Origin of the sequence: Floridaenema aerugineum BLCC-F46 (genome assembly GCF_041929345.1) — a bacterium.
GTDB classification, from domain to species: Bacteria; Cyanobacteriota; Cyanobacteriia; order Cyanobacteriales; family Aerosakkonemataceae; genus Floridanema; species Floridanema aerugineum.
Genome location: NZ_JBHFNQ010000004.1, coordinates 1 through 11,065, shown reverse-complemented (window position 1 = coordinate 11,065; position 11,065 = coordinate 1). Strand labels below are relative to the sequence as shown.

Here is an 11,065-nt window from a genome sequence, read left to right as displayed (position 1 = left end):
AATCTTATTTAATCGTAGGGTGTGTTAGGCACGGGCGATAAATTCAGCATTCCAATCCATCAATAAATTCCCGTGCCTAACGCACCGTTCCCTGGTTTGTAACATTTATGAACATTTTTCCCCATTAACCCGAAAGAGCCGCTTGGCTGGGAGAAAGCAGATAGATTAACTTGTTTGGTATTTTTGTCAAGTTATTTAAGAAATCGGATTCAAATGGTTTGTCTCCGTATAAGTAACTCAACCGATCGACCCGCGAACGCATTGCTTCAAATAAAGCCTGGTAACGACGAATAAAAACCCGATCGCCTGAAACAAGCATTTTTTGAATTTTCATAGTTTGCTTCCTCATTTGAGACTGGATTTTTCTAGTACAAGTTTAGAATTTTGGCTTTCTGAAAAGCACCTTCTATCACCGTGACTAGCTAATCATTATTTCCTCAAATTAGCTACCCTATTAACTTAAAAAAATCAACAATTAACGATTTCTTCGTAGAGTTTTGCAAGGCATTCTCCTTTAGCTTCCCATGAAAATTCTTCCCTGACTAACCTCTGTCCCGCCTGTCCCATCCCTACTCTAAGTTCGGAATCTTTAGCCAAACGAGTTATTACTTCAGCGAAGTCATGTACTACTTGATCCGGATTATTTGCCGTAACTTTAAATCCAGTTTCCTTTGTTACCTGAACAGATGGCCCTCCTAAATCTAAACAAACCACTGGACGACTTGCCGCCATTGCTTCTAAACAAACCCATCCGCCAGAGTCGTGCAAACTGGGATGGAGCAGAACATGACACTCACCAAGCTTTTGTAAGGTTTCATCTCGTGAGAGTCTACCCCAAAATTTAACTTGATTAGTAACGCCCAGTTGCTCAGCAAGGCTTTCTAGGGATTTTCGCTCAGGACCCTCCCCTAAAATCCAATATTCAGCATTTGGCAGGTTCGCTTTAGCAAAAGCACGTAATCCCAGGTGAAGTCCCTTCCAATGCAAAAGTCTCGCCATACTGATAAACCTAAAAGTAGAAATATCAGGTATGGGGCATTGGGATAAGCGGGAGATTTCTTCCGGGGATAAACCTGATTCAGAAAATACTTGGATGTTTTTCGCACCCATTTGGCGCAGCCGAACAGCTGTGTCCTCAGTAGTTGCCCGGACTAAGACACTTTTCTCTGCTGTCAGGCGTGCAAATGGATCGCTCTCCCCAATCCGATGAGCTAGACTCCTTACTATTTCGTAAACTCTGCCACGCAGACTAAAATCTTGCCAAAATGCTTTCGGTGCAGATTCTCCCCCACCAACAGGCCCCCAAATAAACGGGATTGGTAAAAATGAGAGAAAGCTGGGCGAAGAGTACCTAACGTAGGTTATGTGATGTACAACGTCAAAGCCTACTTCACTATGCAGTTGGCGGGCTCTGAAGTAGGCGGAAATTTGCCATAGATAATAATGGAGATGTACGCCTTGCAATCCTTGCTTCCACAATCCAGATAAAGGTAGGTCACAATAAACAAATTGGAGTCCTGGAATGGGATTGTTTGCTAGTTCGGCTTCGATGAAGGGACGATTGTCCTCTCTAGTCAGTACCCAGATTTTATGATGTTTAACTAGCGATCGCACCGTGTTCCAGCCAACTCCCGGCTCAGAACCCATACCTGGTCTACAAGCATAAGCGGAAATTAGGATTTTGAGACTCTTCATTGGCTAACCTTCAACCATATTCTATGCGACTAAAGACAATGGCTAAAATTGCCATCTATAACTTTGCTAATGCCCCTCTAAGACTGTTGTTGTAACTTTGGCAAGGAATTCTGCTGCGGCTTTTGGCGTATATTGAGTCATTAGTTGTTGTGATTTCTTACCCATTGAACTAACCAACTCTGGATCGCTAATCATACGACTCATTAATTGGGCTAGTTTTTCTGGATCGTAAGGATCGAAAATGTAGCCATTTTCTCCATCAGCAACTATCTCAAATGCTCCCGCGCACTTGGAACACAGAATTGCTTTTCCGATCACCATAGCTTCGGATATCACCACACCCCAAGTATCTTCTAGGGTGGGAAGAACAAAGACATCGGCAGCACTAAAAAAAGTACCCAGTTGCCCATAATCTACTCTTCCTAACCACTTGACTCGCTCAGTCAAGTTAGCACTGCGACAAAAGCCTTCTAATTCTTCCCGTTGCGCTCCATCACCTACTACCAGCAATGTGTAATTGTGCATCTTCTGCTTTTCCAAGATGGCACAGGCTTCTAATAAAAAATTAAGCCCTTTCCTGGATTCAATACTGCCAACAAATAGGAAAATCGGGTGCTGTAACTGGGAGACTCTGGAATCGCTGCTTCCAGAGTACTCTAATAAAGCTTTTGGATCGGGTACTTCATAAGGTTTGGCAAAAACGCGATCGACTTTAGCTTTGAGTACCTCTATTAAATATGCTTTCCCAGCTTGGCTATTCGTAATACAAGCATCTGCTGCTTTCACCATCGCTCGTCTCACAGCTAACCGAGGCGCTGAATTACGATAATCTACACCAGGAGAACTTCCTTCATAAGCAATTACCACCTTCCATCTTCCCACTGGCTTAAACAATAGCGCCAAGACCGTCCAGACACCAAATGAGTTGGAAATGATTACATCAGGCTTAAACTTGAACAGTCGGTTAACAATGTTCAAAGGTAAATAAGTGAAGTTAGATCCGTAACTCGTTGATGAACGAAGAATTGGTATAACCTTATGATCGCCCATTACTTCAACTTTGAAGGAATCTTCCAGCCCGGGAGCATAACCTTTCCACCAACCCGCAAATACAGTTGTTTCTGGAAATATGCGTGTATACTCACTGAGAGTAGGATGCCAATAAAAGAAAGCTGAGTTTAGCAGCCAAGCAATCCGAGACTTGTTCATAGTGATAAATTAATGCAGCCATAGTAGAGCTACGAAGAGAGTTCCAGGATAAAGGAACCTTTTTTAGGCATCACTTCCTGTACTTGCACTGTAGCTATCCCTTCTCATATCATAATCAGGGCCTTTGCCTCTTACATAATTTGCGATCGCTCTGACGTAGTGCATCACATTAGATTGGTAAGCTTGTAATTCGCTGCCAAACATGACAACATTTGGGTTAACTGTTTTTCGGACTGTTTGGACTTCCGTTTTTGAATATAGCGGTTTCATATCACTTGGATAATAGTGTGCGGTTAATGATTTCCGGCTGAAACGTGGGTCGCGATTATTGTAGGCTCCATGAATGGTGTATGGGTGCCAGAAAAGCACATCACCTTTGTTTAGTGGAAAACTTTTATATTCGTATCCACCCTCATTAATCAAGTCTCTTATCTGTTTAACAAAGGAGTCGTGATCGGAAAAATTTGAGCCACTATTCCGTTCAATCACTTTGGCTTTGTGACTACCAGGAAGGACAAAAAAGCACCCCGCATCTTTATGGATATCTTCTAAGGCATACCATGTAGCAACCATATTGCCTGCTGGATCGGAGTCTAAATAGTAGTGGTCTTGATGTTCAATTGTCCCGGTTGATTTGTCGAAAAACATATTTTGCATCATTACATGGCTAGACCTGCCTGATAGTATACTCAGTACATTTGTCACACTTTCATCTACCAGACATTCCTCTGCACTACGGGAAAAATTATGCCAAAGTTTTAAATTGGCAGGATTTAACATCGAATTTTCGATAAAGCCTTCTGGCGTTAGCTTTGGTTGGATGGGAAGATGTGTATCTTGACTAAAAAATACAAACAATTTGGAATGTTTAATCTTCTCGTATACCTCAATAAAATTTTCAATTTTTGATTGAGTTAGCAAATTTTCAACTACTACATAACCGTATTCATTGAAATATTCCTTAATCGCAGCTTTTTCACCAGCAGAAAACTTTTTAAGTTCCATCACTAACCTCCACTAGTTATTTACTTGGAAAATATTTAGTATTGTGGTAAATGTCATACCCCATATTATCATACAGTAAATTACAGAGATTCTGTAGCTATTAATAGATAATTTACCTGATCTTCACAAAACCAGATTTGATTATCAATTTCTTTAAAATGTATCAATGTAAATGGTGTTGGATTACTGACTTTTTGTTTCTTTTACTGTAAACATAACATTATAGAGTAGAACCCTGTTGCAACTGCTATGTTTATAGCTCTGGTGACAGAAGTTGTTATTGGTGCCTAAAACAAGAGTTTTGTATTGTAAACCTAAATCGTCAAACTTTGTCTTAATGAACACACCCAAAGTTTCCATACTGACCCATGATATCAGCGGTGGGACGTTTACAAACCTCTGCACAGATTTGGTACGAGGCTTTTTAGAACTAGGGGTAGACTCCGAATTGGTGATTTTGTATGCCAGTGATGGGGAGTTAGCCCGTTATCCAGAGATTCCCATTGTCCCGCTAAATGTCAAGCGAACAGCGTCCTCTCTGCCAGCAACAGTGCGTTACCTGCGGGAGCATCAACCAGATGTCTTGCTACCGATGCCCTGGTATTTTAATGTGGTGGCGGTTTTGGCGAGATTCTTATCTGGCGTGAAGACAAAAGTGATATTGGGAGAACATAACATTATCAGTTTGGAAGCTGGGATTGAACATCGAGATAAGCCACATTTGCGGTTTTTGCCAGTGGTGATGCGCTATGCTTACCCGCACGGAGATGGGTTAATCGGTGTTTCCAAGGATACAATTACCGACCTAGTGGAAACGCTGAAAATTGGGGCGGATATTCCGATGCGGGTGGTTCTCAACCCGATTAATTTCGCTCGCATCAAGCAGCGTTCTCAAGAAGCGATCGAGCATCCTTGGTTCCAAAATAGTGATATCCCTGTAATTGTCACAGCCGCCCGTCTTGCCAAGCAAAAACAAATAGATGGTTTACTGCGGGCATTCGCTGAGGTAGTAAAAGTCAAGCCAGCAAGATTGTTGATTCTGGGGGAAGGGCCTTTGCGAGGTGAACTAGAATCTTTGTGTCGAGAACTCGGTATAGCAGATTCAGTTTGGCTCCCTGGTTACGATACCAATCCTTACCGCTATATGGCAGCTGGTGATGTGTTTGTTTTAGCATCAGCTTGGGAAGGTTGTCCGGTAGCCCTTCAGGAAGCAATGGCTTGTGGGGCGGCAGTTGTCGTCACTGATGCCCCAGGCGGCATGAAGGATATTGTAGAGTATGGCAAATCGGGTGTGTTGGTGAAAGCGGGCGATCCAGAGGCTCTGGCGCAGGGAATTTTACAACTGCTGACTCAACCAGAGTTAAAGCAACATTATCGGGAAATGGCAAAAGCGCGATCGCAAGATTTTCATTACTTAAACGCCAGTCAGCAATATCTCGACTTTTGCCAATCTGTTTTAGCATCCTCTTCCAAAAATTAGGAGATAGGTTAACAATGAAAGTTTTGTTATCAGCTTACGCTTGTGAACCTGGGCGAGGGACAGAACTGGGAGTTGGTTGGAACACTGCCTGGGAAATCGCCAAATATGATGAAGTTTGGGTGTTGACTCGTCCTGATGATGGTCGAGAAGCGATCGAAGCAACGCTAGCACGTACCCCAAATCCTAATTTGCACTTCGTATACTTTACGCTGCCAATTTTAGGTGGAATGTGGCGATTCGGATCGATCGCCTTCTTAATCCACTATTATCTCTGGCAAGTTCAGGCATACTTTGTGGCTCGCGATCTACATCAAAAAATTGGCTTTGATGTTGCCCATCATGTCACCTTTGTCCGGCACTCCACCCCTAGTTTTTTGGTATTTTTGCCGATCCCTTTCATTTGGGGACCTGTGGGCGGTGGAGAATCAGCCCCCGCACCCTTCTGGCGCGACTTCAGCTTCAAAAACAAGGTTTATGAGGTGTTGCGAAGCTTTGCTCGTTGGGTTGGTGAGCGAGATCCTTTTGCTCGACTAACAGCCCAACGGAGTCGGGTTGTCCGAGTCACGACAGAAGACACAGCTGTTCGAGTTCGCGCAATGGGCGCAACTAACGTAGAAGTTTTTCCCGAAGCTAGTTTGACTCAGGAGGAAATCGATCGACTGATTCAATGTGGCACGACGAATCTGAAGGCAACGCGCTTCATTAGTATGGGAAGACTCTTGCACTGGAAGGGTTTTCACTTAGGGTTAAGGGCATTTGCCGCCGCTAAACTTCCTGATGCTGAGTATTGGGTCTTAGGAGATGGCCCAGAGCGTCAACGATTGGAAAACCTGGTTAAGGAGTTGGGCATTGAGCAACAGGTAAAATTTTGGAATCGGCTACCAAGAGATCAAGCTTTGGAGAAGCTAGGAAGTTCTACAGCGTTGGTGCATCCGAGTTTGCACGATTCTGGCGGGTGGGTGTGTTTAGAAGCAATGGCTGCGGGACGACCTGTAATTTGTTTAGATTTGGGAGGGCCTTCCCTACAAGTTACCTCCGAGACAGGGTTCAAAGTTGCAGCCCCCGATCCAGAGGAAGCAGTTCAAGGATTGGCAGCGGCGATGATTACTTTGGCAAAAGATCCAGATTTACAAGTTCGGATGGGGTTGGCAGGAGTGCAGCGAATTAAGGATGTCTATAATTGGGAGACAAGGGGAGTCCTGATAAGTCGCCTCTACAAGGATTTGGTGGAAAACAAAACACCAGCAACTTAAAGTTAATACCCAAAAAAATAGGGTGGTTTTCCGCCACCCTTGCGATTAAAAACTAGCAATAAGGCCCGATCAATTCCTGTTCTGCTTCTAACATTTTGACGAGGTGGCGATCGCCACTTCTTCTTGCTACTTGTAATCTATGTTCCAAGCGACGGCAAATATTCCGGTAGTGAGTTTCTTCCAGTTGATCTGCTTGCGGTTGAGTAGAATTCGATCTAACTTTCGGCTGAACTCTATCTGCTGCTGGTGCTGCATAGCAAGCTTCTGCTGTAGCGCGAGGATTTGCACAGTAGTTAACACCTCTATATTTTAAGTGAGGTGTCGCGTGCGGCACCGGAATATGTCTGGGATAGCGATAATTCCAAGCTTGACCCCGGTACATACCACCAATTTCACCTTCAGTCATTTCGAGGCTTGGTAAGTCTTTTTCATATTTAACACCGCGATAGCTGAATTCCATAAATTGGGCCTCCATTTAAATAGTTATGTCAATCGGGGTTATAAAAAATCGCGATCCTTCGGGATCGCTTGCTTATATACCATAACGCTTTCTTCAGCGTTTTTGTTGTGATCTTCACCACAAAAAAGAAGTTTTTTTGGGAATTTCTGTATTATAAGTTACTATTTTTCGGTTTTTCAGCCCAAAGTTAGATTTCCCTGACATAGTTTATCTATATTTAGATAAGTCTTGTTGAATGGGGATTTGGATGAGGAACTCAGTTCCCTTACCGGGAGTGGAAAAACACTCTATTGTGCCACCATGTTTCTTGGTGACGATTTGATAACTGATGGACATTCCCAGATCCCCCCTAGCCCCCCAAAACACAAGGGGGGAATTTTCTCAAGCCCCCTTGTGTTTTGGGGGTTGGGGGATCGCCTGTGCGTAAGTCCTAATAATTTAATCAAGCTCTTCAACTCTCCCCACCTCCCTACCTCCCCAATACTGCTCGGGTTTTGGATTTTTGCCTTTGTAGGGGCGAAGCATTCGGACATAAAATCTAGGGTTTGAGCAAATAAATTGTCGCCCGAATGCTTCGCCCCTACGCTTAAGTACCTCCCTACCTCCCCACCTCTTAACTAAGCTGGATGGAAATAAAAAGCTGCACCCAAAACTGTGTAAGTTGCCAAAAGTAACGCACCTTCCAACCAGTTAGAACGTCCATCTAAACTAATTAAATTGGCAACTGTCACTGCGACTGCGACTGCTACAACTTCAAAAGGATTAAAGTTGAGATCCATTGGTTGATGAATTACTAATCCTACTAAAACTAAAATTGGCGCTACCAACAATGCAACTAATAAACTAGAACCCATTGCCACTGAAACTGAGAGATCCATATTATTTTTGATCGCTACACCAACTGCGGTAACATATTCGGCAGCACCACCAACTAAAGGTAAGAGAATCACACCTGTAAACAAAGGAGTTAAACCTAAACCTGCGGTTGCTTCTTCCACTGCGCCGACAAAAATTTCCGATTCAAAAGCTACTCCAATTGTTGCTATTACTAACACGCCTAACCATAACCACAAATTTGGTTTGTGGGTAGTTTCTTCAGCTTCGGAAGTTTTACTAGTTTCGGAGTCTAATTCTACTAGTCCGACATCATAAAGGTAGCTGTGAGTTTTGAGAGAAAACACCAAAGTTAAAGCATAAACTAATATTAATACGGCGGCGGCTGTAACGGAAAGGTTGAGAATTGCAGATTCTTTCACGCCGTTGGATGTGTAAATTACCATTGTTGGTAGAAGAATTGCAATTACGGCTAAAGTCATTGTCGAACCATTTACCCTAGCGATTACTGGTTGAAATTCTTGTTCTTTGTAACGAAATCCTCCTAATAACATGGAAAGTCCCATTACTAGGAGTAAGTTACTCACAATTGTTCCGGTAATGCTAGCTTTAACAATATCAACTAAACCGGATTTTAGGGCGACTATGGCTATAATTAATTCTGTGGCATTGCCAAATACGGCATTTAACAAAGCACCAATAGAAGGGCCAGAAATTACAGCTACTTCTTCTGTTGCCGTGCTTAACCAAATTGCCAAGGGTACAATGCCTAAAGCGGAAGTGATAAAAATTACTAAAGAATTCCATTCAAAATATTTAGCCGCTAGGGAAATTGGGATGAAAATCAACAAAGCGTAGGAAAGAATTTTTCTGAGTGACATGGGAACTGCTGCGATCGCTAAAATAAATTTACCTTTGTCAGCATATCACCCCATATTAATTAAGTCAGCTAGATGTAATTATTTATATTGGTAAAAATCTGCAAATAATCAGGATATTTTTTGGTCAAACTAGATTATAAACTGTCTTGACTAAAATTTATTTGCTCAACTTTAGTATTTAATCGCACTTGTGAAAATAGTCGATAATTTTCCCCGGAAATTATTGATTCACTATTTCCTTGTTCGTCTAACTTGACTAAATTGTATTCTACATCTTCTGTGTAAATAGTAAAGGCAATGTTGAAAATTTCCACGAAGTTAATTACCCACTGGCATTCCTGTTCTGGCAATTCTTTATAATGTCGAATCAAATCAGCGATGCAAGTATCTAAATGATTCCGAGAATGGGGACAAATTAAGACGATTTTTAATAAGAGAATTATTAAGGTAATTGTTTTCTTTTGAGATAATAACAAAACAAATAATTCTGAGGGATATTCTTGATCTGTAATTGTTAAATCGTCAATTAAAGATTGACAAGTTTTGATTAAGAATAGGCGATTAATTTTTTGTTCTTCATATTCCGGGTGTAGAAATTGTAACTTTTCAGTTAACTTATTGCTAATAGTGGTATTTACCGGAGTTTCGGCAAAGCAAAAAGTCAAATATTTATGTAAGCTTAATTTAAATTGTTTGTAGTTTAGTTTATGAGTTTGTCTGAGGAAAATTCTGGCTAATTCATTGTATTTTAATTCACCTTGTCTAGCAACCAAATTTTTAATTACATCTACTAGTTTTTCTCCTAAACCAGTGGGATTTGAAGAAGGATTTTCTTTGGCTACAGGGGAGATAGAACGAGCCGTGTACATAGCTAAATCTAGTTTAAATTTGTCTCGCAATTGTTTAGCTAATGTTTTAGCAGCTTGTCGTTGTTCTACTGGGTTATTGGATTCTATATATTGGGGAACTAGGAGATAGGAGGTATAGCGATCGCTCCAATGTTGCGCCTTATCTGAATCATACCGAAATGCAAAAACCTTTAAATCTTCAAAATCTTTGCTATTTACAAAGTTATTCATCCAGTTACTAATTCTGTAAAGTTTTAAAGGTACAGCATGATGACTGATTCTTTTAGGAAATATGTCTACTAAATGACGAATAGCTTGATGCTGTCTAGTGGAATCCCAGTTATTGATTAAAATATAACAGCAACGTTTCAAGGTATTGATAAACTCGGTTTCATTATTAGCTAGAACTATTCTATAAAGAGCTTGTAAAGGTTCTGAATTTAACTTATACACAGGCTCAATAAACATTTTTCTAAACTCTTGTAAAACCACTTCTGGAGAACTTCTCCTCACTAATTTGAAAAGAAAATTATAGATAGTTTGCTGATCTTCTTGAAGACTGCGGCGTGCTTGCCTATTTAACTCTGGAGATGAAATTAGCGTTACCGACTCATCTTTTACAGAATTGCCCCTAAATTGAGTGTTTTGATGCTTAATTGTCCTCATCTTACTAATGCACCTTCTAAATATTTGGTAATTCACGAATATTCAGTCAATAAAGTTAGCATTTCAATCTCAGCCATATCCAATATATCTACCATGCTCCTACTTATGCAAACTATCTGGAGTAGTGATTACTGTGATTTGTATGACTGCGGATTTGCCATATTATTCCCCACAATCTTAGCTTTATCTAATCAGTCGTCAAGGGGAGATTGACAAAGGGGGGGTAAAAAGTAAAAAAATATACTTAGCATTTCAGAGTAAATGAGTAAATATTGTTGAGTATCAGAGCAAAAAAATGAGATTGTCTAAAGAAGATGTTTTAATTATTACTTAGAAAATCTCGTTATAGTTAAATGCGATCGCTAACTACCATATTTCACACTGCAACCATATAGTAGTATGTAAGGCGCGTCAGAGATGGCAATTTTAGGCGAGGAAGAATAATTTTGAGATTCTGATGCACCATAGGGAATATAACTACAAAAAATCCCAAATTAAATAGCTCTGGATTGGGTGAAACAACTCAGGGCGATATGCAACAGAGCAGGCTACGCCAACGCATTTCGCTAGTTTTTAATTCAGTACTGCATAGGTGAGTATTGTAAAACTTCACTTAATTTGTAGTCATTTATAAGCTAAAATAGTTAACAATTATTTTACTTTAACCCTCAAGAATCAATGACCTGAGTTATCAGGGTGAAATGTCCCGGGACTCTAAGCAACCACTAGTACCA

Annotated in this window: 9 protein-coding genes and 1 pseudogene; 2 read left to right on the top strand and 8 right to left on the bottom strand. The window is 41.0% G+C overall.

Annotated elements, in window-relative coordinates; translation table 11 throughout:
- Positions 1-124: 124 nt before the first annotated feature.
- From ACE1CC_RS00350 to ACE1CC_RS00335, 4 genes are all read right to left on the bottom strand, one after another.
- On the bottom strand, positions 125-334 hold the full coding sequence (locus ACE1CC_RS00350) for a hypothetical protein (protein ID WP_413268486.1): 210 nt from the start codon (positions 332-334) through the stop codon (positions 125-127).
- 134 nt (positions 335-468) lie between these two features.
- The gene (locus ACE1CC_RS00345; RefSeq protein ID WP_413268485.1) at positions 469-1,695 is read right to left on the bottom strand and encodes a glycosyltransferase family 4 protein; all 1,227 of its coding nucleotides are present in this window, start codon (positions 1,693-1,695) and stop codon (positions 469-471) included.
- A 66-nt stretch (positions 1,696-1,761) separates the two neighbouring features.
- Positions 1,762-2,904: a glycosyltransferase family 4 protein gene (locus ACE1CC_RS00340; protein WP_413268484.1), complete on the bottom strand. Its 1,143-nt coding sequence runs from the start codon at positions 2,902-2,904 to the stop codon at positions 1,762-1,764.
- Positions 2,905-2,967: 63 nt separating this feature from the next.
- Entirely contained in the window at positions 2,968-3,909 is a 942-nt protein-coding gene (locus ACE1CC_RS00335) for a phytanoyl-CoA dioxygenase family protein (RefSeq protein ID WP_413268483.1), read from the bottom strand.
- Positions 3,910-4,246: 337 nt separating this feature from the next.
- On the opposite strand from ACE1CC_RS00335, the gene ACE1CC_RS00330 reads away from it, so the two are divergent.
- Both ACE1CC_RS00330 and ACE1CC_RS00325 read left to right on the top strand, forming a co-directional pair.
- Positions 4,247-5,389, top strand: coding sequence for a glycosyltransferase (locus tag ACE1CC_RS00330; protein WP_413268482.1), 1,143 nt, complete (start codon positions 4,247-4,249; stop codon positions 5,387-5,389).
- Between the two features lie 14 nt (positions 5,390-5,403).
- Positions 5,404-6,642, top strand: a complete 1,239-nt coding sequence (locus tag ACE1CC_RS00325) for a glycosyltransferase (protein WP_413268481.1) — start codon at positions 5,404-5,406, stop codon at positions 6,640-6,642.
- Positions 6,643-6,694: 52 nt separating this feature from the next.
- On the opposite strand, the gene pirA is transcribed toward ACE1CC_RS00325, so the two are convergent.
- The 4 genes and pseudogenes from pirA to ACE1CC_RS00305 all read right to left on the bottom strand — a co-directional run bounded on the left by pirA (position 6,695) and on the right by ACE1CC_RS00305 (position 10,331).
- Entirely contained in the window at positions 6,695-7,102 is a 408-nt protein-coding gene (gene pirA / locus ACE1CC_RS00320) for an arginine synthesis PII-interacting regulator PirA (protein WP_413268480.1), read from the bottom strand.
- Positions 7,103-7,309: 207 nt separating this feature from the next.
- A pseudogene (locus ACE1CC_RS00315) lies at positions 7,310-7,444 on the bottom strand (ATP-binding protein); the annotation flags it as partial.
- 275 nt (positions 7,445-7,719) lie between these two features.
- Positions 7,720-8,817, bottom strand: coding sequence for a calcium/proton exchanger (gene cax, locus ACE1CC_RS00310; protein WP_413268478.1), 1,098 nt, complete (start codon positions 8,815-8,817; stop codon positions 7,720-7,722).
- A gap of 134 nt (positions 8,818-8,951) precedes the next feature.
- The gene (locus ACE1CC_RS00305) at positions 8,952-10,331 is read right to left on the bottom strand and encodes a hypothetical protein (protein WP_413268477.1); all 1,380 of its coding nucleotides are present in this window, start codon (positions 10,329-10,331) and stop codon (positions 8,952-8,954) included.
- Positions 10,332-11,065 lie beyond the last annotated feature (734 nt).

Bases quoted from the DNA above. Each gene is read 5' to 3' on its own strand.
- ACE1CC_RS00350 (WP_413268486.1), bottom strand. From the start codon at position 334: ATGAAAATTCAAAAAATGCTTGTTTCAGGCGATCGGGTTTTTATTCGT.
- ACE1CC_RS00345 (WP_413268485.1), bottom strand. From the start codon at position 1,695: ATGAAGAGTCTCAAAATCCTAATTTCCGCTTATGCTTGTAGACCAGGT.
- ACE1CC_RS00340 (WP_413268484.1), bottom strand. From the start codon at position 2,904: ATGAACAAGTCTCGGATTGCTTGGCTGCTAAACTCAGCTTTCTTTTAT.
- ACE1CC_RS00335 (WP_413268483.1), bottom strand. From the start codon at position 3,909: ATGGAACTTAAAAAGTTTTCTGCTGGTGAAAAAGCTGCGATTAAGGAA.
- ACE1CC_RS00330 (WP_413268482.1), top strand. From the start codon at position 4,247: ATGAACACACCCAAAGTTTCCATACTGACCCATGATATCAGCGGTGGG.
- ACE1CC_RS00325 (WP_413268481.1), top strand. From the start codon at position 5,404: ATGAAAGTTTTGTTATCAGCTTACGCTTGTGAACCTGGGCGAGGGACA.
- pirA (WP_413268480.1), bottom strand. From the start codon at position 7,102: ATGGAATTCAGCTATCGCGGTGTTAAATATGAAAAAGACTTACCAAGC.
- cax (WP_413268478.1), bottom strand. From the start codon at position 8,817: ATGTCACTCAGAAAAATTCTTTCCTACGCTTTGTTGATTTTCATCCCA.
- ACE1CC_RS00305 (WP_413268477.1), bottom strand. From the start codon at position 10,331: ATGAGGACAATTAAGCATCAAAACACTCAATTTAGGGGCAATTCTGTA.